Origin of the sequence: Pseudoalteromonas sp. NZS71, assembly GCF_015864715.1 — a bacterium.
Lineage (GTDB): Bacteria > Pseudomonadota > Gammaproteobacteria > Enterobacterales > Alteromonadaceae > Pseudoalteromonas > Pseudoalteromonas arctica.
Genome location: NZ_JADYWS010000016.1, coordinates 24119 through 46748, shown reverse-complemented (window position 1 = coordinate 46748; position 22630 = coordinate 24119). Strand labels below are relative to the sequence as shown.

Sequence of the window (22630 nt, the reverse complement as noted above, 5' to 3'; positions counted from 1 at the left end):
GCTCTTTGACTGCAACACTTCTTTAATATTACTGTCGGTGGTGCTTACGCTCCCCTCTGTAAGTAAGCAACACCGCTCACGCTAAAAATAGTGGCTTAAAATCGAGAATTGCCGTTATTTTCGCTTGGTTATAAATTAGCTGCCTTTTATCTTTCATTCGTTGTGGCTGATCTGTATAATTCGCCAGCTAATTTACCCTATTGTCTGGTTCTTGTTTGTGGCGTTTTGCTGCAGCGTACTCCTGTCAGTACTAATCTAGGATTACCCTTTTTGATCTCCACCGCAAATATTACGATGCAGTTTGGCGCAGAGCCGTTGTTTGAAAACATTTCAGCTAAATTTGGTAACGGTAACCGTTACGGTTTAATTGGCGCTAACGGCTGCGGCAAGTCGACTTTCATGAAAATTTTAAGCGGTGCGCTTGTTCCAAGTGCGGGTAATGTATCTATTACTCCAGGGTTGAAATTAGGTAACCTAAGCCAAGACCAGTTTGCTTTTGAGCAATACAGCGTTGTAGACGCGGTAATTATGGGCGACGTGGAGCTTTGGAAAGTAAAGCAAGAGCGCGAACGTATTTACTCGTTACCAGAAATGAGCGAAGACGACGGTATGAAAGTAGCCGATCTTGAAAGCATATTTGCTGAAATGGACGGTTACACGGCAGAGAGCCGCGCTGAAGAAATTTTGCTTGAAGCGGGTATCGATAAAGAATTTCATTACGGGTTAATGGCAAACGTTGCTCCAGGTTGGAAACTACGTGTGCTTTTAGCACAAGCGTTATTTGCAAATCCTGACATTTTGCTACTGGATGAGCCTACCAATAACTTGGACATTCATACAATTACGTGGCTTGCTAACGAGCTTAACAAACGTAAATGTACGATGATTATTATTTCGCATGACCGTCACTTTTTAAACTCGGTATGTACACACATGGCCGACATTGATTACGGCGAGCTGCGTATTTACCCTGGTAACTACGAGAAATTTTTAGATGCTGCGGGCCTACAACGCGAGCAACTTTTAGCTGAAAACGCTAAAAAGAGCGCTGAGATTGACGAGCTACAAGACTTTGTTAACCGTTTTGGTGCTAACGCTTCTAAAGCTAAACAAGCAAGTTCGCGCGCTAAAAAAATGGATAAAATTAAGCTTGATGAAGTTAAATCTTCAAGCCGTATGAGCCCATCACTTTCGTTTGACGAAGGTAAAAAAATGTATCGTCAAGCGCTTGAAGTTAATAAGCTTGGCCATGGTTTTGATGGCGAAACATTATTTACTGGTGGCGACTTACTACTAGAAGCTGGCGCTAAGCTTGCTGTAATTGGCGAAAATGGTGTGGGTAAAACTACATTTTTACGCTGTTTAGTAGACGAGCTTAAAAGTAATGAAGGCGAAATTAAATGGTCTGAAAATGCGACCTTTGGTTATTGCCCGCAAGACAGCACTAAAGATTTTGAAAACGATTTAACGTTGTTTGATTGGATGTCGCAATGGCGTACAGCTAAGCACAACGATTTAATGGTTCGTGGCATGTTAGGCCGTTTGTTGTTTACAGCAGACGATTCAAACAAAAAAGCGCGTAACTGTTCTGGTGGTGAAAAAAACCGCCTGTTATTTGGTAAGTTAATGATGCAAGACGTTAATGTGCTTGTTATGGACGAACCAACTAACCACATGGATATGGAAGCCATTGAAGCGCTTAACAATGCGCTTAAAGACTTTGAAGGTACGCTTATTTTTGTAAGCCATGACCGCGAGTTTGTATCGTCATTAGCTACGCGTATCATTGATATTAAAGATAAAAAAGTAATCGACTTCCAAGGTACGTTTGACGAATACCTAGCAAGTTGTGAAGAGAAAAAAGCGTAAACTTTTTCTTATTGCTTATAAAGCGGTGCTAAATTTAGCGCCGTTTTTTTATGTGTGGTGAAAGTTAAATTTTTAGAGGCCATAACCCCTGTAGACGCGCAGCTTGCTGGCGTTTAAAAGCAACGCTTTTACAATAGGTGGTTGAGTAATTAGAAGCTGCGCTTCTCGCGTGAGCAAGCTCTACGCCTACAACAAAATTTAACACTGCGGTTTGATTTAACTTGTAGACGCGCAGCTTGCTAGCGTTTAAAAGCAACGCTTTTACAATAGGTGGTTGAGTAATTAGAAGCTGCGCTTCTCGCGTGAGCAAGCTCTACGCCTACAACAAAATTTAACACTGCGGTTTGATTTAACTTGTAGACGCGCAGCTTGCTAGCGTTTAAAAGCAACGCTTTTACAATAGGTGGTTGAGTAATTAGAAGCTGCGCTTCTCGCGTGAGCAAGCTCTACGCCTACCGTGAAACTTAACGCTGTGGTTTAATTTAACTTGTTGAACACCCTTTTTTATCTATATTTATAAAAACCAATAAATTAAAACCTTTATGTACTCCTCTAAAAAATTATTAGTTGGGCGCCACTCTTCTAAAAATAAATTTTACTCTGTAACAATATGCACAAAACAAAGAATTCCGTTATTTAAAAACTTTGAAAATGCATGTACTGCGACAAGAGGCTTGGTTTATATGCAAAATAAGGTGGATACAATTTGTTATACCTTAATGCCAGATCATCTTCATTGGTTATTTCAATTGAAAGATTTACCGCTTGCTGATGTTATGAAGCAGTATAAAAGCATTACCACTGTGAAAATAAATAAGCTCAATTGCTCTACAGGGCCAGTTTGGCAACAAAACTATTTTGAGCACCAGCTTAGAGCAGAAGATGATTTAATTAACCAAGCACGCTATATCATTTCAAACCCGTTACGCGCTGAGCTTGTAAATGATGTTGGTGAATATCCATTTTGGGATTGTGTTTATCTTTGTGATCATGAGTTAAGTAATTAGAAGCTTCACTTCTGACGTGAGCAAGCTCAACGTATACAGCATCGCAGAGCTAATTATTCACATTATTTTATTGGTAAATACTGCATACATCACTGCTTTAAATCTAGTCATATTCTCCTGTAAGTCTTTGTCACTTAATGCTAATGTTTATGGAGTGAGTTATTTAAAACTTTAATGGCTAAACCAAGAGGTAACTATGTCTAATTGGGTTGAAGCAACAGTAAAAAGCGTAACATGGTGGAGCGAAACGCTCTTTAGCTTAACCGTTAATGCTAATGTAGAGCCGTTTAAAGCAGGGCAATTTACAAAGCTTTCTATTATGGATGGCGACAAGCGTATTGCTCGGGCTTATTCATATGTGAATGCCCCTGAAAACCCCGATCTTGAATTTTACCTTATTAACGTTATTGACGGTTTGCTTTCTCCTCGTTTAGCTACATTACAACCTGGCGAAACCGTATTAATAGAACAACGCGCAACTGGCTTTTTTACCCTTGATGAAATACCACAAAGCGATCAGCTTTGGATGTTAGGTACTGGCACTGCCATAGGGCCTTTTTTATCAATATTGCAACAGCCCGATGTGTGGAAAAAATACAAAAGCATAAACTTAGTGCATGGTGTACGTTTTAATAACGATTTAAGCTATCAAGCACTTATTAACGAGTTATTAAGAGTGTACCCCGAGCAACTCAACTATATTCCTGTTGTAAGTAGAGAAGAGCCATTACAAGGCTTAAGTGGGCGGATTACTAACGCAATTGAGAGCAACGGCTTGTTTGAACATGTAAAATTAAACCCTGAGCCTAGTAATGCACAATTTATGATTTGCGGAAACCCACAAATGGTAAAAGACACCACCGCGCTACTTCTCGATAAAAACTTTACGCGTAACCGCCGCAAAGCACCCGGTAACATTACCGTAGAGCAGTACTGGTAAGCTACAGTGGTGGTATTAACTACCCGATAACGTTAAAATTTGCTATGTTGCACCCTTATGCCAATTTCATCAAAAATATGATCATTCTATCGCATTAAATAACTCACTAACTGCGTTAAAAATTATTCATATAGAACAACTATATGTCATAATTTTCGCCTTGTTATAGTGCTATTTTCTTAACGCTATAATAGATCGCTTATTTAATGTAATTGGTATTACACGTGTTTAGTGTTCATTTTAGGAAAGTTATGAAACCGTTATCTATTATTTTTGCCTCGTTAATTACCACCGTTGCGCTTATTACTTACGCCGCAGAACAAAGCGAGCCTGAGCAAAAAGAGAAGCAAGTTGAAGCTCAAGCAAACGCTGAAAAACCAAAAGTTGAAGATGAGCAATCAGTAACTCAAGTCAAAGCTGACGACAAAGTAAATACGCTTGAATACAAAGCACCTGAGCTTAAAAAGCCAACAATTGATGCGACTAAACCAGACGATTCAAAGGTATTGGGTAACGAGCAGATTAAACCGACTGAAAAGCCTAAAAATAAAATAGAAAAAGCAGTGGCTGTAGCCGAAGCTGAAAAAGCAGTTACGCAAGCAAAAGAAGCGCTGACAGTTAAGCAACAAACTAAAGCTAAGCAATCGCGCGAATCACTTGCGGTAGTAGAGCAGTTAGTTAAAGCGTATAACGCGCGTAACATTGAAGAGTTTCTGCGGGTATATGCCGAAGATGTTGAGTTTTATATTTTCCCTAATGAGCTATTATTTAAAGGTAAAGAAAAACTAATAGAACGTTATGGGCTAATGTTTAAAAAGTTAAAGTGTATTCACTCATCACCCATTAAGCGCATAGTGCACGGTGATATAGTGATTGATCACGAACTATCAGAAACCTGCTCAACTGACGAAAAGGTAGTTGATAAACGTTCAGAACTTATTTCGAGTTACCAAATTAAAGATGGAAAAATAGTACGCGTACTGTTTTTTAGATAAAGGCTTTATATGCAAATAAATGACGACAAAAAAATTCGCTTAATGTATCGCATCGAGCCCGGTTGCCTTGGCCCTAAGGGTGCTGAGCATGTTGAAGATTTTTGTCGTTTTGCAAATAAACATATTAAGTCACCATTTTATGGCCAATTTGTATTTTTACCTCGTTACGATAAAGCCATAGACGAGCGACAATATAGCGTTAACAGCCGTAATTTATCTCTTGTGCAGGCTCGAGCTTACTTAAAGCACTTTGATATTAATATTGAAGAATTTGAAGAGCAACTCGACGAGCTCCTCACTAAAGCGATTGATTTATACTTTAAGCGATAGCGTTTAATTGCTGTTGCTTAGGTATTCTTCCCCTCCACAATGCGTTTTTATTTATTTTAATTATTATTAAAAGTATAAGTAATTTCTTCCACAAAGATAAAGTAATCAGTAATAACTGAGAAAAACCAGATCGGCCAATATGTATCACTTACTCTAAAAGCGCAGTGCCTCTTAACCTCTTTGTGAATTAATTAGCTCTTTAAAAGCTTTTATTTGCACAATGAGAAGTAAAAGAGGAGTAAATGAGAAAAGCCAAAAACAAAAACCAGTATTTTTATGTTTTATCACTACTCTAAAAGCGCAGCGCTTCTAACCTCTTTGTGAATTAATTAGCCCTTTAAAAGCTTTTATTTGCACGATGAGAAGTAAAATGGGAGTAAATGAGAAAAGCCAAAAACAAAAACCAGTATTTTTATGTTTTATCATTACTCTAAAAGCGCAGCGCCTCTTAACCTATTTGTGAATTAATTAGCTCTTTAAAAGCTTTTATTTGCACAATGAGAAGTAAAAGAGGAGTAAATGAGAAAAGCTAAAAACAAAAACCAGTATATTTATGTTTTATCACTACTCTAAAAGCGCAGCGCCTCTTAACCTCTTTGTGAATTAATTAACTAAATATTTTAAAAGCCCTAAAAACAAAAAAAGCGGTGTTAATTTTAACACCGCTTAATGCGAAATATATTTAGCTATATACTTTAGTAAGCTTGGGTTACAACATAGGTTTTATAACATCAAACACAGCTTCTATATGGTCGTCTCTGTCGTTTAGTGCCGCTATGTAACGGTACTTTTTGCCGCCTGCGTTTTCGAATATTTCACGATTTTCGCCTTCTAGCTCTTCAAGTGTTTCTAGGCAGTCGGCGCTAAAAGCAGGACTGATAATGGCTACATCGGTAATACCCTCATCAGGCAGGGCTTCAAGCGTTGCGTCGGTGTAAGGCTTTAACCACTCGGCTTTACCAAATCGACTTTGAAAAGTACTAATTACTTTGTCTTTATCAAGGCCTAGTTTTTCTACAACTAAGCGCGTGGTTTGTAAACATAGGCAATGGTACGGATCGCCTCGCTCTAAAAATAGTTTAGGCATACCGTGATACGAAAAAACAATTTTTTGTGGCATACCATTCGCTTCTAAATCCTCACTAATACTATTAGCAAGTGACTCAATATAACGGGTGTTTTTATGATAGCCATTAATAAAGTGCAGCTCTGGCACCCAGCGCCATTTACGCAGTACGCTCGATACAGCATCGAACGTTGAACCCGTGGTTGGGCTAGAATATTGCGGGTACATTGGTAAAATAATAATACGCGTTAAGCCTTTATCACGAAGCTCCTCAAGGCCGGCCTCTATTGAGGGATTGCCATAGCGCATAGCCATTACGACTTCGGTATTGGTATAACCTTGCTCTTTTAATAAGGTATTTAGCTTTACGCTTTGTTGGCGAGTAATGTGAGTAAGCGGTGAGCCATTTTCGGTCCATATACTTTCGTATAATTTAGCTGAACGCTTAGGGCGCACACGCAAAATAATGCCATGTAAAATTATCATCCATACTAGGCGTGGTATTTCTACAATGCGTGGATCTGATAAAAACTCACGTAAGTATATACGAAGCGCAGCAGCTGTTGGTGCATCAGGGCTACCTAGGTTAGTAAGCAGTATTCCCGTTTTTTGGTTAAAACGCCCATCATGGGGATTGTCAGTAACCGCAGAAAATCGCGACACAGAGTGCTCCTTCAAGCAAATTCAATAATGTATTTTATGCACATTGTAACGAAAAAAACTGCCGTTTAGATCAATCATTTAGCAGTTTTAACCATAATTCTAAATGGGGCTGGTTTTTTAGATTCTAGTTGCTGCAGTTTTTCTATTGATTTACGGCTAAATACATGACCTTTAGGCAGCAACATTATACCCGAATGGCTGTGCAGAGCATGGCCGAGTATCATTTGCTCTTTGAGTTCATGGGCATTACAAATTAGTACTGATCCTGCTGAACTTTTTTGTTCGTGTAGTTTTGCATGGCTTGCTTCAAGCGCACGAACTATTTTAGGGTGGTAAAACGAACCACTATAAAGTTTTACACTTTCGAGTGCGTCCTCATGGCGCTGCTTTTCATCGCTTGCATTACTTTGTTCAAACGCATCCCAGTAATCGCGCGCTAACCCTAATACCATAGCCCCTATCGGTATGTCGTTTCCAGCAAGGCCTTTGGGCATTCCATTTCCGTTAAAACGTTCAAACTGATAATAAATAGCATCCGACAAATCGTGTAAATGTATTGCTGGCATTAGCATTAATTGTGCAGTACTTGGGTGAGTATAAAAGGTCTTACGTTGTTGCTCATTTAGCCGATTTAGCGGTTTTTTATAAAGTTCAGGATCCATAGCAAGTAAACCTATTTGTGCTAAATAACCCGCCATTGGGGCAAGATCGATGCTTTTTTGCGACAGGTTTAAGTAAAGCGCTATTTGTGTGCAGGTATTTGCAATATTTTGTGCTTTGTTGCCATCAAGGTAAGGATTTGCGTTAACAAAATTATATAGCAGCTCAACGGTTGATTTGTGCTCTTGTTTTTCGCGTTCGTTGGCGTCTTCAAGCTTTTTTAAAACTTGTTTGATTTGTAAGGTACGTTTTTCTACTCGTTGCTCTAACGTGTTGTTTAGCTCAAGTAGTTCTTGGTTTTGTGCCTTAACTTGTGTTTCTAATTTTTTGTTTTGCTTTTTTAGCGCAAATTTTTCTAGGCTATCTTTAATGCTTCGAAGTAATAAATCGTTTTGCCATGGTTTTTGAATATAACCATTTATTTGCCCTTGATTAACAGCCGCTAGGGTTGTTTGTATATCGGCGTAACCGGTTAATAAAATGCGTTGAGTGTCGGGTGCCAGCGCACGCGCTTTTTCTAAAAACTCGGCACCGTTCATTACCGGCATCCGCATGTCGCTAATAATTAAACCAAATTCATGATTTTTAAAAAGTGTTAGTGCGTTTTGCGGATTATCGCAAACAATAACCGTTAAGCCATTTACTTCAAGTAGTCGTGTTAACGTACGTAGTACTATTTCGTCATCATCAATACAAAGTACATCAACCTGATTCATGGGTGTGTTTGGTGTTACTTGAGTCATTGCGCCGCCTTTAAATTACTTCTGGCTAAATAATAGCTTAAAAAAACATCCGTGACCTGTTTATGCTTACCTTTTATATAGAGTAGGAGTCACCTAATGTGGTTATTATCTATAAGTAGATAAATGCTCACACTAAAGTTGCAAATTTGCATGTAGACGACTAAACGTTAAGTATAAAGTTATCTATATGGATGAAAGGAATGAATGGATCAGATGGTAATTTTGAACGTGCTTTTTTAAACGAACAAAAGCTGCGCTTGGCCGCAGAACAATTACTCAAAGATAAAAGCACCGTTTTAGTTGCCATAAATAATGAATTACAAAAAAAAGTAGCCGATTTAGAACACCAGCAAATGCTGTTTGTGCAAACCGAAAAAATGGCAACCTTAGGAACGCTTTGTGCAGGCGTAGCCCATGAAATAAATACCCCGCTTGCCTATGCAATGAGTAATATAGAAAGCTTACAAAATTCTACCCCTTTGCTCATCACGTTGCTAAAGCTTAACGAGCAATACTTAAACAACGAAATTAAAGAGAGCCGTTTTAAACACGAAATCGACATACTCAATTTACAGTATCCGTATGCGTGGCTTTATAACAATTTGCAGGGACAAGTTAACGACAGCGTTGAAGGGCTCAAACGAATAAAACAAATTGTGCATGACTTATTAAACTTTGCCCACCCCTCCTCCTCGCAAGATAAGCAACTAACCGATGTAACAACGGGTGCTAATAATGCTTTAAGGTTATTAAGTAACAAACTCAAACTATGCGAGATAAAAACGCGGTTTGAACCCCTACCACTTATTTGGTGCAATTTATCATCAATTAATCAAATTTTTGTAAATCTCTTAATGAATGCTTGGCAAGCATGCGAGCTTGATTTAGAAAAAGGCTGCATTATTGAGGTCAACATTTTTGAACTAGACACAAATATCTGTATTGAGGTAAAAGATAATGGCTGTGGAATGAGTGAAGACACAATAGCGCATATGTTTGACCCTTTTTATACAACAAAAGAAGTTGGAGAAGGTACCGGTATGGGTATGACACTTGTATACGCTATGGTGAGCGATCATGGCGGAAAAATAGAAGTTAACAGCACATTAGGGACAGGTACGACCATCCGCTGCCTATTACCTTTAAAAGCGTAAACTAACGAACAAAACCACAATGTAAATAAAAAGTTAATATATCTTTTTTTGAAGTTTAATGCCCTTGCAGCATGTATTTTAATCGATTAAACGTGGTTTTTTCTTATCTTGAAATTTATTTGCATACTTAGACCAAATATTTAGTTTTTTTCATTTCTTTTTGTTTGCATATGTTGCTAGGATGTTTGCAACAGGTTATGAGCACCATAACCACACACATATTATAAGAACACAAAAAAACAGGGTCGTCACTATGCCAACATACCGTTTAAACACACTTGCTGTAGCCGTTGCTTTCGCGTTTAGCGCACCAAGCATTGTTAACGCAGAAGAAGCACCAGTGCAAGCTGCTAAAAACATTGAGCAAATATCTGTATTAGGATCGCGTGTATCTAACCGTACTTCTACTGAGTCTTCTTCTCCTATTGATTTAATTGACGCAGATGATTTAACCAAAGGTGGCTTTACCGAGCTTGGCCAAAGCCTGCAAGCGACAGCGCCTTCATTTAACTTTTCGCGTACACAAGTATCTGACGGTTCTGATTTATTTAGACCCGCCACACTTCGTGGCTTACAGCCAGATCAAACTCTTGTATTAGTAAATGGTAAACGTCGTCATAACCAATCAATTTTTGGCCTTAACGGTACAGTAGGCGCAGGCGCTGCGGGTACCGATATGAATGCCATTCCGCTAACGGCCCTTAAAGGCGTTGAAGTATTACGCGATGGCGCAGCGGCGCAATATGGCTCTGATGCTATTGCAGGCGTAATTAACTTATCTCTTAATAACTCAACCGGTATTACAACGGGTTTTGTACAATACGGCGGCACAAGTGAAGGTGACGGCGACACTATTTCAGCAGGTTTAAACCGTGGTTTTGATATAGGCAGCGAAGGCGGCTTTATTAACCTATCGCTTGAGTACCGTGATGCCGATGGCACTAACCGCGCCGAGCGTGATACGGGGGGTTCGCTTAATGTTGAACCAGGTACGTTAAGTGAAGATGTACGCTGGGGCCAAGGTAACTCAGAAAGTGAATTTACATCGTTATTTTACAACATGGCATTACCAATGGGCGACGGCGAGCTTTACTCGTTTGGTGGCTACTCAGAGCGCACGGCGCTGGGTAATGGTTTTTACCGTAACTTTAACGAAGCCTCTAAAAACGTAATACAAGTATACAGCGATGGTTTTTTACCGCGCATATATAACGAAGCACAAGATATTTCAGTCGCGCTTGGTTTTAAAGGCGATATAAACACAGATTGGAATTACGATGTTTCGGCCGTTTATGGTGAAAACCAATACGACTTTACATCACGCAATACATTAAACGCTTCTTACGCGGCTGAGTATTTATTTAATAACCCAAGTGCAAGCGATGCCGATATTGCAGCAAATTCAGGCCCTAGTGGCGGTTACTCAGGTGGTTTTAGATTTGATCAAACAACGGTTAACCTTGATGTAAACGGTATTGTAGATATTGGCCGTGGTGAACCTTTATATGTAACAGTAGGCGCTGAATACCGTAAAGAAAACTACGAAATAGTACCTGGCGATGAAGCATCATACGCCTGTGGACTAGCAAATATGGATACCTCGTACCCATCAGTAAACGATCCGGACCAATTTGCACAGTGTGGTTTTCAGGCTTATAACGGCCTACGCCCTGAAGCGGCTAACGACAGCGACCGTAACAGCTACGCAGTTTATGTAGACGTAGAAACTATGATCACCGATGCATGGAACGTCAGTGGTGCGCTACGTTATGAAGATTTCTCAGATGCAGGGGATGATTTAATTGGTAAATTAGCAACACGTTATGAATTTTCAGATGACTTTGCTGTACGTGGTGCGGTATCCACTGGTTTTAGAGCACCATCACTTCAACAAAGTGGTTATACAGCCTTTACAACTAACTTAGGTTCAGACGGTACATTAACGCAGTCGTTCACGGCAAACACCGGTACAGCTTTCCCAAGTGCGTTAGGCGTAGATAGCTTAAAGCTTGAAACTTCAACAAACTACAGTGCTGGTTTTGTTTACGATGTAACAAGCGAGCTTTCGTTAACGGTTGATTTTTACCGCGTAGAAATTGAAGACCGTATTACTCTTGGCAGCTTACTTACGGCTGACGACGTATCGTTTAGCTCAGAAGCAGTTGCAGCGCTTCAAGCAACAGGAGCAGTGCAAGCTAACTACTTCTCAAACTCGGTTGATTCTACTACGCAAGGTGTTGATATTATTGCATCGTACCGCACTGAAGTTGAAGGCGGCAATTTAGGAGTAACCTTTGCGGGTAACCTAAACGATACTAAAATTGACGGCGTAAATGCTGAAGACGGTATTCCTGAAGCGGTTGCTTTTGATGATTTACAACGTAGCTTTTTTACCGACGGACAACCTAGTGAACGTGCAACGCTTACGTTTGACTACGAACGCGATGCCTACACATCAACCATTCGCTTTAACTACTTTGGCGAAACAGACGTAAAATACTTTGGTAACGACCATATTTCATTACCAGGTGAGCTTTCGCCTACGGGTTCATTTAAACCAACAAGTACGGTTGAGTCTGCTGTGTTAGTTGATTTAAATGTTAGCTACCAAATTAACGACATGTTTGCGCTTTCGGTAGGTGCCGATAACGTATTTGACGAAACGCCAGACGAGCTAGGCGACGACGAAGTACTTAACTTTATCACCAACGGTGCATTTAAATACCCTGTACGCGCATTACCATACGGTTTTGACGGCAGAACGTACTACGCAAAAGTAAGCTTTAGTTTTTAATTTATAAAGCAAACTAAAGTAATATTAAGCGCAGTTATTAACTGCGCTTTTTTTATGCTTTTTTATTATTAAAAAAGTACCTTTTGGGCATTAAAAATACTTGCGCGGTTGAAAATTAAGCCTACAATCGCCATCTCTAAAATAGGCCAACATAAAAGCCTCTTTATTATTTAACTTAAAATAACCATTAGTTGATAGGAAATATATGACTAAAAAATCTAAAGCAAAAACCGCAAGCAACAGCGCGGTAGATACAGGGCGAGGCGTTATAAACCACAATGCACTAGCAGCGTTGGTCACCTCTAAATTATTTAAACCACAAGTGGTTAAAGCTAAAAAAGGCAAAGGCTCGTTTAAACGCAGCAACAAACATTCAGGACAAGAGTCCTATTTAATCGCGGCTTAAATAGCACCGATCAAATAGGGCTTTTGAATATAGTAAGCGAGGTTTTATACCTCGCTTTTACCTTTAAAGCATTTAAGCCACGTTACATGAGCGCGAAGTAAATTCGCACCTACGGGTTTGGTGTTTGCACGATGTAGGTGAGGTTTTATACCTCGCTTTTACTTTTAGTTCTTTATTATTTTAACTCCCAAGCTACCCTCTAAAAGCGCAGCGCCTCTAAACCTCTTTGTGGATAACAGCCCTTAAAATATGAATGCACAAAGAGAAGAAAAAGAGGAGTAAATGAGCAGACAAAGTCCATTTTTTTTAAGTTATATGATATTTCACCATCGAGGCGCTGTGCGCTACACAGAGAAAATACGAGTAATGGTTAGTCACTGCTCCTTGTTTCCTCCTTCACTTCTCGGTGGTGATTTAATTACTTGTTTACTAATGCATCCGACTAAATGTAAAAGCGGTGCTTTTAAACGCCAGCAAGCTGCGCGTCTACAGGTGCTTATACTCAAGTTAGAGTATCGTCTGTAGAAGGAACTTGCTCACGTTAGAAGTGTAGTTTCTAACCTTTAAAACTATTATTTTTAACTGTTTGTGATGGGTTTTCACCAAATAGTTGCGTGTAATCTTTAGCAAATTGTCCCGCATGCCAAAATCCCCAATTGGCTGCTATTACTGAAATTGGCTTATCTTGGTTTAATTTTTTTAGTTCCCGCCTTACATTATTTAAACGTGTTAAACGTAAAAACCGCAAAGGGTTAATTCCTAAAATACTCTCAAAACTATACTGAAGTGTGCGCCTACTTACAAAAGCAAGCTCGCACAGCTCGGTTATGGTTATTGGGTTTTGTGGATTTGTGGCCACGTAATCTTTTACTTTATCTACTACGGCTTTTCGGTGCTTATAACTTGGCGCAATATTTTGTTGTGGATTATCTGCTTGTAATAAGTGTAGTGCCAACATGTTTAGCATATCTTGTTGTGATTCGGTTTTAAGTCCAAAGCCCTTGCCTACAACCATGCTATTAATTATTTGCCTTGCCGTTTGCAATGATGAGTTGCTTACCGATAAGCGAGCTGATTGTGCAGATGACAGGTTTTTCAATGTTACGCCTTGTAGCTGCGCCATATATTCAATTGAATTCCAATCGATTACCAAACCATAAATATTAAATTGCTCAGGGGTTATCAGCTCAAAGTCATTATCACTTGTGCGGCACATAAATTGATTACTTACCACACTTAGACCATTAATCTTACTTTGCTGCGACTGACAAGGAATGCCAAGCCAAACCGAATTGGGGGCGATGTTACATTGCTGACGAAGCGCTCGCTCGGTGTATTCTTTAAACACATGAATATTGGCATAATCTGTTTCTTCAATAAAACCATAAAAGCTGCCGTCGCTCATTTGATCGTATTTTTGCTGCCATTGAGTAAGGCTATGCGCTTGCTCGTCTATGTCATGTGTTTGCACCTTGCTCTTAAGTGGTGCGCCGTACCTATTTTGCTGCGCCATATAGGGGATGCTCTTTTTCGTTACACTTTTATTATGGTTAAGTTAACACCGCTTTGCGTATGTAACCAATTGAATTGGATTAATAAATAATCTTTTGCCGAAATTCGATAGTTACTTGGTACAAAATAAGCTGTCTTGTAACTATTGAAAATTGATTTATAGCTAAAGATGCAGCAAAACCTATACCAAGGTTTATCATATTAGTTATGTGGAGTAAATCATGGGGCAAGCGTACAGTTACACTTTAGGCACACACACTTATAAATTCAAGAACTTAGCGCAGTTGATGGCTAAAGCAACGCCGCAACGTTCGGGTGATCGCTTAGCGGGCGTAATTGCACAATCAGCACAAGAACGTGCTGTGGCACAAATGACATTGGCCGATGTACCTCTTAAAACATTTTTAAATGAGGTACTTATTCCCTACGAAGATGACGAAATTACACGCTTAATTATTGACGAGCACGATGCCAATGCCTTTATGGCTATTGCACATTTAACCGTAGGTGACTTTCGTAATTGGCTTTTAAGTGACTTTGCAACACCCGCTGTACTTGCAAGTATAAGGCAAGGTATTACGCCTGAAATGGCTGCTGCTGTTAGCAAAATAATGCGCAATCAAGATCTCATATTAATTGCTAAAAAGTGCCATGTTACGAGTGCTTTTAGAAACACTATTGGCCTCTCTGGGCATTTATCTACACGTTTACAACCAAATCATCCAACTGACGATATTAACGGTATTGCTGCATGCATGCTTGATGGGCTGCTATACGGTAATGGCGATGCCGTAATAGGTATAAACCCAGCAACCGATAACGTTGCCCAAGCCATTAAATTAATGACATTAATGGATGATGTTATTCAAAAATACGCCATACCGACGCAAAGCTGTGTGCTTACCCATGTTACTAACACTATTGAATGTATAGAAGCTGGCGCACCGGTTGATTTGGTATTTCAGTCGATTGGCGGCACAGAGGCTACTAACTCAAGTTTTGGCTTTAATTTAAATACCTTAGCCGAAGCGCAAGATGCGGCCTTGAGTTTAAAGCGCGGTACTGTTGGCAATAACGTGATGTATTTTGAAACCGGGCAAGGCAGTTCGCTTTCAGCAAATGCGCATCATGGGCTTGATCAGCAAACGTGTGAAGCTCGCGCTTATGCAGTTGCTCGTAAGTTTAATCCGTTACTGGTTAATACCGTGGTGGGGTTTATTGGCCCTGAATATTTGTTTGATGGTAAAGAAATTACCCGAGCAGGACTTGAGGATCACTTTTGCGCTAAGTTACTAGGCATACCGATGGGGTGCGACGTGTGTTACACCAATCATGCAGAGGCCGATCAAAACGATATGGATAATTTGCTAACGCTATTAGGTGTTGCAGGTTGCTCGTTTGTAATGGGAATACCTGGCTCTGACGATATTATGCTTAACTACCAAACTACGTCGTTTCATGATGCATTATATGTGCGTCGAGTTCTTGGCTCTAGACCCGCCCCTGAGTTTGAAGCATGGCTAAGCAAAATGAAAATTATGCAAAGCACTACCGACATCACACTTTCAGATACCTTGCCTCCCGCTTTTGCTAAACCTCTGGGTGCAATTGCTGGAGGTGGCTCATGAAATCACGTTCAAAACCGACCACTCCATTAGATAACTCAGTAAATGAGCATAAAAATAACGGTAATGTAGTGCACAACCCTTGGAGTGATTTACGGCGTTTTACCGACGCCCGTATTGGGCTTGGTCGCGCTGGTATAAGTTTGCCAACCTCAGAAATACTGGCTTTTCAGCTATCTCATGCACAAGCGCGTGATGCGGTGAGTTTTCCGCTTGATATTAACGAAATGACTGAGCAACTAGGCAGTATTAGCGTATTAAAAGAGGTTGCCCCTCCCCTGCATTTACACAGCCAAGCCGTTGACAGGGTTACTTACCTTCAGCGACCCGATTTAGGCCGCAAACTTGATGAAAATGGTAGGCAAGTACTTCTCAGCTATATGAATAAACAAAAGCACACTACGCAGGCTAAATACGATTTAGCGATTGTAGTGGTTGATGGACTTTCGTCGTTGGCGGTACAAAAAAATGCATACCCATTTATAACAGAGCTATTAACGCACCTTACAACAGACAAGCAATTTAAAATTGCTCCCATTACTTTGGTTGAGCAAGGGCGAGTAGCGATTGGAGATGATATAGGTGAGTTGCTAAATGCGCAGGTGGTTATGGTGTTAATAGGAGAGCGCCCAGGACTTAGTTCGCCAGATAGCCTTGGCTTATATTTGACATGGGAGCCCAAAACAGGACTTAACGATGCATGTCGTAATTGCATATCGAATATTCGCCCTGCAGGCCTACCTTATACAGAAGCGGCGCGACGCGCACTGTACTTATTACGTGAAGCTAAAAAACTAAAACTAACTGGGGTTAATTTAAAAGACCGCACACAAGATGATGTAATTGAGCACCAGGTTTCAACCACTAACTTTTTAATTGCTGAGTAATTTTAATCTAGGAATTAAAAACACATGAAATAAAAAAATAAAAACTAAACATCAACGGAGAAAGGTTATGTCTACTAATAATAATACAGAGTACCTTGCTAAAAGACAGTTAAAACGAGGTACTGCGGGGTGGTTATTGCTCGCAGGTTTGGGTGTGTCGTATGTAATATCGGGTGACTTTGCAGGCTGGAACTTTGGTATCGCCGAAGCCGGTTGGGGTGGTTTTGCCATTGCTGCAGTATTAATGGCCGTTATGTATTTAGCGCTTGTACTATCGCTTGCTGAAATGTCAGCTGCAATACCTGCTGCAGGCGGTGGTTATAGTTTTGCGCGTCAAGCTATGGGGCCAGCGGGAGGCTATTTAACCGGGCTTGCCGTATTAATTGAATATGCCTTAGCACCCGCTGCTATTGTTATTTTTATAGGCTCGGCAGTTGAAGCCCTCACCGGATTTAATGGCCCATGGGTATATGCATTATTTTACTTACTATTTGTGGGAATTCATTTAGCGGGCGTAGGAGAAGCGCTTAAAGTAATGATGGTAATAAGTGGTTTAGCGGTATTAGCTATTATTGCAACGGCTTTTGTTTTAATCACAAATTTTGATGCATCGCGCTTATTTGACGTCCCCGTAACAAATGCAGTGGGAGCCAGTGAGTTTTTACCTTTAGGTTGGTACGGGGTTTGGGCTGCATTACCGTTTGCCATGTGGTTATTTTTAGCGGTTGAAGGTGTACCGCTTGCTGCTGAAGAAGCAAAAGATCCCGCTAAAGATGTGCCAAAAGGCATTATTGGTGCAATGATCTTTTTGTTATTTACTGCTTTTTTAGTTGTTGTTTTAGTGCCTGGTGCTGGCGGTGCTGCTGCAATGGGGGCAAGTGCAGTGCCTTTAGTTGATGCATTAAATGCATCGGGTAGTGAGGGCTTAGCAACCGTTGTAAATATATTAGGGCTTGCGGGTTTAGTTGCTTCGTTTTTCTCTATTATTTATGGTTATAGTCGCTTAGTGTTTGCTTTATCTAGAGCCGGTTATTTACCACGTTCGTTGTCTATTACGACTAATCGCAAAGTGCCAGCACGTGCGTTGATTGTACCGGCAGTATTTGGCTTTTTAGTATCACTCAGTGGTGAGGGTGACTTAATACTTGCAATGGCAGTAGTAGGTGCAACGCTCTCGTATGCATTAATGGCGCTGAGCCATATTTTACTTCGCGTTAAACAACCTGATTTACCTCGCCCGTACAAAACTCCAGGTGGCGTAGTTACGTCAAGTATTGCTTTAGTACTTTCGCTTATAGCATTAACGGGTGTGTATGCGTTTGACCCTCGTGCATTTTTATACACTATGGTGCTGTTTATTGTGGGCGCCGCATATTACTTTGGCTATAGCTCAAAACACTTGGTTGCTAAAAGCGCTGATGAAGAGTTTGCAATGTTGGCAAATGCAGAATCTGATTTAGAAATGGCTAAGTAGGTATTAATAGTTATTAAATATAAGTGAGGCTACCCCTCACTTATATTTTTATACGTACAATACGATGTAAAAATGGTGCCTGCATATAGGCATCAAGTCCCTTCTCTACTTTATTAATACCGTTTAAAACTAAAACTTTATGTTGCCGCGTAGCGCTTTGTTTTGGCCGTGTTTAGTTTTTTTGTCCATGCGCTTTCGCTGTGAATTACGGCTAGGCTTGGTGGCACGACGCGCTTTATTAACAACGGTAGCACTAAGAATTAAATCTTTTAAGCGCTTAAGGGCATCTTCTCGGTTTAGCTCTTGCGTACGGTGGCTTTGCGCTTTAATTATTAAAACGCCCTCTTTGGTAATTCTTGTATCATTTAAGGCTAGCAAACGCTCTTTATAAAAATCAGGTAATTTAGAGCGGTTAATATCAAAGCGTAAATGAATTGCACTTGCGACTTTGTTAACATTTTGACCACCGGCACCTTGCGAACGAATAGCCGTTAGCTCTAGTTCCCATTCATCGATAGTGACAGTATTTGAAATTGTTAACATTGTGTTCAGCTCTATTTGTCAAAAATGTATTATATCATCAGTACATTAGCTTGTGGTGAATGAACTAAATTCTTAGAACTTAAATAAATTCTCATAAATTGTACTATAAAATCAGCCAATATATTATTTTGTGTTGGCAAGTGTTGCTTATTAGTTTCTAATTGGCACAACTTTAATACTAGGAAATGCTCAATGAAAAAAATACTTGTATCACTTAGCTTATTAGCAATGAGTTTCTCAAGCCTTGCAGTAGATATTAACGAAGGTCAACTTCAAAGCTATATGAAAGCACTGCCAGCTGTAACGAGCTGGGCAAGCAGCCAAGAGTCTTTAAAAGACTTAGACTTAGCAAGTATGTTAGGTGGTTCTGCAGATCAAAGTGTTGACGAACAAAGCTCTTTAGCTAATAGCGCACTAAGCATGATTAAAGAGCAAGACCTATACAAAAGCTTCGCGGGTGTTACAGGCCGCTACGGCTTTACACCAGAGCAACTAGTAACTGTAGGTTCTGAAGTATCAATGGCTTATATCGAAAACCTTAAATCGGGTTTATCTGCTGATAATCAAGAAACAGCGAATAAAGTAATGGGCGGTTTTCAAAGCATGAAAAGTGCTAAAGATAAAGGCGCTAGTTCGTTAATGGGTTCGTTTGGTAAATCGTCAAGCGCAGCTGAGGAGTCTACAGAGTCTTTAGTAAGCGAAAGCAACCTTGAACTTGTGAGCGAATACATGCCACAACTACAAAAGCTTTTTGCACTTCTATAAGTTTTATTGTTTTATAAAAAGGTGGCTTTTGCCGCCTTTTTTAATGCCTAATTTTTATATGACTTAGATAAATTACAATATTTTATAAGTAATACTGACCGGGACTATATGCAAAAACGGGGGAGTAAATTATTACTCCCCCGTTTTTATTTAGCGTACAGATTATTTAAGATCGAATCTGTCTGCGTTCATTACTTTTACCCATGCGTTTACAAAGTCATGTACAAAGCGCTCTTTGTTGTCGTCTTGTGCATAAAACTCAGCAAGTGCGCGCAATATAGAGTTTGATCCAAATACTAAATCAACGCGTGTTGCAGTCCATTTTGTAGTGCCACTTTTACGGTCTACTATATTGTATAAACCTTTTTGAGTTGGCTCCCAACGGTTTGACATGTCAGTTAAGTTTACAAAGAAGTCGTTGGTTAATGAGCCTACGCTATTTGTAAATACGCCATGTTCGCTGCCAGCATAGTTAGTACCTAGTACTCGCATCCCACCAATAAGTACCGACATTTCTGGTGCACTTAATCCCATTAGTTGGCTGCGCTCTAGTAATAACTCTTCAGCTGATACTGCGTAATCTTTTTTCAGCCAGTTTCTAAAACCATCGTGAATGGGTTCTAGTACATCAAACGATTCTGCATCAGTCATTTCATCTGTTGCATCTCCACGTCCTGGAGCAAACGGCACGTTTACATCAACACCGGCTTGTTTTGCAGCTTGTTCTACGGCTGCTGTACCACCTAAAACAATTAAGTCGGCGATGCTAACAGGTTTACTCAAGCCAGCCTGCACTTTTTCAAGCGCACTAAGTACTGATGCTAAACGTTCTGGCTCATTACCTTGCCAATCTTTTTGCGGTGCTAAACGAATGCGTGCACCATTTGCGCCGCCACGTTTATCAGAACCACGATAAGTACGTGCGCTATCCCAAGCTGTATTTATTAAATCAGCGGCACTAACACCACAATTTAATAATGTGGTTTTTAGATTGCTAATTTCGTCGTCTGTTAATGTGTAATCAACGGCTGGAATTGGATCTTGCCAAATTAAGTCTTCGCTTGGTACGTCAGCACCTAAGTAACACGATTTAGGACCTAAATCGCGGTGAGTTAGTTTAAACCAGGCACGTGCAAACACGTCTGAAAAGTATTCAAAGTCGTTATAAAAACGCTCAATAATTTTACGGTACGTTGGGTCCACTTTCATGGCCATATCAGCATCTGTCATCATTGGGTTCAAACGAATTGATGAATCTTCTACATCGACAGGCTTGTCTTCTTCTTTAATATTAATAGGCTCCCACTGATGAGCGCCTGCAGGGCTTTTAGTGAGTTCCCATTCGTAGGTTAATAAAAGCTTACAGTATTCGTTATCCCATTGTGTTGGGTGCGTAGTCCATGCGCCCTCTACACCTGATGTAACTGTATCGCGGCCAATCCCACGTGTTGTAGTGTTATTCCAACCAAGGCCTTGCTCGTGTACGTCAGCAGCTTCTGGCTCAGGTCCTAAGTTTTCTGCTTTGCCATTACCATGTGCTTTACCTACTGTGTGCCCGCCTACCGTTAATGCAGCGGTTTCTTCGTCATCCATTGCCATACGCGCAAAAGTTTCGCGAATTTGGGCTGCTGTTTTAAGCGGATCAGGAATACCATTTACACCTTCAGGGTTTACATAAATTAAGCCCATTTGTACTGCGGCTAATGGATTTTCCATGGTATCTGGTTTATCTACACTTTCGTAACGACCATCACTTGGCGCTAACCATTCTTTTTCAGCTCCCCAGTAAACGTCTTTTTCAGGATGCCAAATATCTTCTCGGCCGCCGGCAAAACCAAAGGTTTTTAAACCCATTGATTCGTATGCCATGTTGCCTGCTAAAATAATTAAGTCGGCCCATGAAAGCTTGTTACCGTATTTTTTCTTTATTGGCCAAAGTAAACGGCGCGCTTTGTCGAGGTTACCGTTATCAGGCCATGAATTTAGTGGCGCAAAACGTTGATTACCTGTACCGCCGCCGCCTCTACCATCGGCTAAACGGTATGAACCCGCTGAGTGCCATGCTAGGCGAATCATTAAACCGCCGTAATGTCCCCAATCGGCTGGCCACCAATCTTGGCTATCGGTCATTAAGCTTTTTACGTCTGTTTTTAGCGCGTCAAGATCGATTGATTTAAATGCTTCAGCGTAATTAAAGTCGCTATTGTATGGGTTTGATTTGGTGTCGTGCTGATGAAGAATGTCTAAGTTTAGGGCATTTGGCCACCAATCAGTATTGGGATTAGACGTTTTAGTATTACTGCCGTGCATGACCGGACATTGGCCTGCTTTAGGGTTGCTCATTGTGGAATCCTTATAATAGAAAAGTAAAATACTTAATCAATCAGTATTGTTGCTTATGTATTTATAACTTTTTAAAAAGTAACGGTTATTTTTATTTAATCGGCTTGCTTATTATTTAGTGTGCCTGCCTAAACACTTACGTATCCTTAATATAGGCGCATAAATTATGCTACGCCAGCCTCAACATACTATTTAAAACGATTGCTCCAATTTATATTTTTGATTAGCCTTTTGCTAATGATGTATTTAACAATAGCTTTGTAATTACGTTCAGAATAATAGTAAAAATAAATCTGATGACGCTCGTGTAAGGTATTACGTAAGATAAAAAAACAAATTAGTGAATTAACCTTAACCTTTTCACTAGACCTGTGATCGAATTGAAAAATTTCGGCGTAATGGTATGTGAAGGGTTTGAAAGTGGCTTTAATTTATTTAAAGCGCACATTGGAATACCCCCCTTCACCATGAAATTGTAGTTATATAGTTATATAGTTATAATTATAAAGGTGCATTACTTAAGCCCAATGCACCTTTACTTTATAAACCGAATACTTTGAGTATTCTTATATTTTTAACTAATTGAATTGAATTAAGTATTTGTTCATAAAGATTCAGTTAGTATGAAGTTGTTCTCCTGTGAATCCCTACGACATATTGTTGTTTTAAGCAGTTTTTGCCAGCTCATATTGAGCTGGTTTTTTTTGCCTATTTTTTCTTAAAACCACCTAAGTATTAGCAAAATGCTCATGCTTTACCCTATTATTGCTAAGCTCACTGGGCTAAAAAATTCTTACAACTATTGCTCCTATCTAAATTAGGTCAATTTTAATCCTGAAAAGTCAACGCGCCCT

General features: G+C 39.9%; 18 protein-coding genes. 13 read left to right on the top strand and 5 right to left on the bottom strand.

Going from position 1 to position 22630, the window contains the following annotated elements; genetic code table 11:
* Window positions 1–270: 270 nt before the first annotated feature.
* From I6E85_RS11940 to I6E85_RS11920, 5 genes are all read left to right on the top strand, one after another.
* The gene (locus I6E85_RS11940; RefSeq protein WP_076915521.1) at window positions 271–1869 is read left to right on the top strand and encodes an ABC-F family ATPase; all 1599 of its coding nucleotides are present in this window, start codon (window positions 271–273) and stop codon (window positions 1867–1869) included.
* 542 nt (window positions 1870–2411) lie between these two features.
* The gene (locus I6E85_RS11935) at window positions 2412–2876 is read left to right on the top strand and encodes a transposase (RefSeq protein ID WP_081709166.1); all 465 of its coding nucleotides are present in this window, start codon (window positions 2412–2414) and stop codon (window positions 2874–2876) included.
* 196 nt (window positions 2877–3072) lie between these two features.
* On the top strand, window positions 3073–3816 hold the full coding sequence (locus I6E85_RS11930; RefSeq protein ID WP_024591141.1) for a ferredoxin--NADP reductase: 744 nt from the start codon (window positions 3073–3075) through the stop codon (window positions 3814–3816).
* Between the two features lie 251 nt (window positions 3817–4067).
* Window positions 4068–4811, top strand: coding sequence for a nuclear transport factor 2 family protein (locus I6E85_RS11925; RefSeq protein WP_024591140.1), 744 nt, complete (start codon window positions 4068–4070; stop codon window positions 4809–4811).
* A gap of 9 nt (window positions 4812–4820) precedes the next feature.
* Entirely contained in the window at window positions 4821–5141 is a 321-nt protein-coding gene (locus I6E85_RS11920; RefSeq protein WP_010555512.1) for a hypothetical protein, read from the top strand.
* Between the two features lie 709 nt (window positions 5142–5850).
* On the opposite strand, the gene hemH is transcribed toward I6E85_RS11920, so the two are convergent.
* Together hemH and I6E85_RS11910 are read right to left on the bottom strand one after the other, a co-directional pair.
* A complete protein-coding gene (gene hemH, locus I6E85_RS11915; RefSeq protein ID WP_007583511.1) occupies window positions 5851–6870 on the bottom strand; it encodes a ferrochelatase in 1020 nt (339 codons plus the stop codon).
* Between the two features lie 74 nt (window positions 6871–6944).
* Window positions 6945–8273 (bottom strand): HD domain-containing phosphohydrolase, encoded by a 1329-nt coding sequence (locus I6E85_RS11910; RefSeq protein WP_024591139.1) that lies wholly within the window; start codon window positions 8271–8273, stop codon window positions 6945–6947.
* A gap of 200 nt (window positions 8274–8473) precedes the next feature.
* Between I6E85_RS11910 and I6E85_RS11905 the strand changes: the two genes are divergently transcribed.
* The 4 genes from I6E85_RS11905 (at window position 8474) to I6E85_RS11890 (ending at window position 13152) form a co-directional block, all read left to right on the top strand.
* Complete coding sequence (locus I6E85_RS11905; protein ID WP_024591138.1) at window positions 8474–9427, top strand: sensor histidine kinase; 954 nt, start codon at window positions 8474–8476, stop codon at window positions 9425–9427.
* A gap of 253 nt (window positions 9428–9680) precedes the next feature.
* Window positions 9681–12221: a TonB-dependent siderophore receptor gene (locus I6E85_RS11900; protein WP_024591137.1), complete on the top strand. Its 2541-nt coding sequence runs from the start codon at window positions 9681–9683 to the stop codon at window positions 12219–12221.
* 205 nt (window positions 12222–12426) lie between these two features.
* On the top strand, window positions 12427–12627 hold the full coding sequence (gene arfA / locus I6E85_RS11895) for a ribosome alternative rescue factor ArfA (RefSeq protein WP_024591136.1): 201 nt from the start codon (window positions 12427–12429) through the stop codon (window positions 12625–12627).
* A gap of 282 nt (window positions 12628–12909) precedes the next feature.
* Window positions 12910–13152, top strand: a complete 243-nt coding sequence (locus tag I6E85_RS11890; RefSeq protein WP_155945827.1) for a hypothetical protein — start codon at window positions 12910–12912, stop codon at window positions 13150–13152.
* 31 nt (window positions 13153–13183) lie between these two features.
* Here the strand turns inward: I6E85_RS11890 and I6E85_RS11885 are convergent, their stop codons facing one another.
* Window positions 13184–14140, bottom strand: a complete 957-nt coding sequence (locus tag I6E85_RS11885; RefSeq protein ID WP_024591135.1) for a helix-turn-helix domain-containing protein — start codon at window positions 14138–14140, stop codon at window positions 13184–13186.
* Between the two features lie 220 nt (window positions 14141–14360).
* Here I6E85_RS11885 and I6E85_RS11880 point away from each other — a divergent pair, with 220 nt between their 5' ends.
* The 3 genes from I6E85_RS11880 to eat all read left to right on the top strand — a co-directional run bounded on the left by I6E85_RS11880 (window position 14361) and on the right by eat (window position 18125).
* Window positions 14361–15767, top strand: a complete 1407-nt coding sequence (locus tag I6E85_RS11880) for an ethanolamine ammonia-lyase subunit EutB (protein ID WP_024591134.1) — start codon at window positions 14361–14363, stop codon at window positions 15765–15767.
* Window positions 15764–16651 carry an ethanolamine ammonia-lyase subunit EutC gene (gene eutC, locus I6E85_RS11875; protein ID WP_197236971.1) on the top strand — a complete coding sequence of 296 codons (888 nt, stop codon included), beginning with the start codon at window positions 15764–15766 and terminating at the stop codon, window positions 16649–16651. The genes I6E85_RS11880 and eutC overlap by 4 nt, the downstream gene beginning before the upstream one ends.
* Window positions 16652–16718: 67 nt before the next feature.
* Complete coding sequence (eat, locus tag I6E85_RS11870) at window positions 16719–18125, top strand: ethanolamine permease (protein ID WP_024591132.1); 1407 nt, start codon at window positions 16719–16721, stop codon at window positions 18123–18125.
* A gap of 129 nt (window positions 18126–18254) precedes the next feature.
* Here the strand turns inward: eat and arfB are convergent, their stop codons facing one another.
* Entirely contained in the window at window positions 18255–18668 is a 414-nt protein-coding gene (arfB, locus tag I6E85_RS11865; RefSeq protein ID WP_007583522.1) for an alternative ribosome rescue aminoacyl-tRNA hydrolase ArfB, read from the bottom strand.
* Between the two features lie 192 nt (window positions 18669–18860).
* Between arfB and I6E85_RS11860 the strand changes: the two genes are divergently transcribed.
* Window positions 18861–19433 carry a hypothetical protein gene (locus I6E85_RS11860; protein WP_010555231.1) on the top strand — a complete coding sequence of 191 codons (573 nt, stop codon included), beginning with the start codon at window positions 18861–18863 and terminating at the stop codon, window positions 19431–19433.
* Between the two features lie 162 nt (window positions 19434–19595).
* On the opposite strand, the gene katG is transcribed toward I6E85_RS11860, so the two are convergent.
* Window positions 19596–21776 (bottom strand): catalase/peroxidase HPI, encoded by a 2181-nt coding sequence (katG, locus tag I6E85_RS11855; protein WP_024591131.1) that lies wholly within the window; start codon window positions 21774–21776, stop codon window positions 19596–19598.
* Window positions 21777–22630 lie beyond the last annotated feature (854 nt).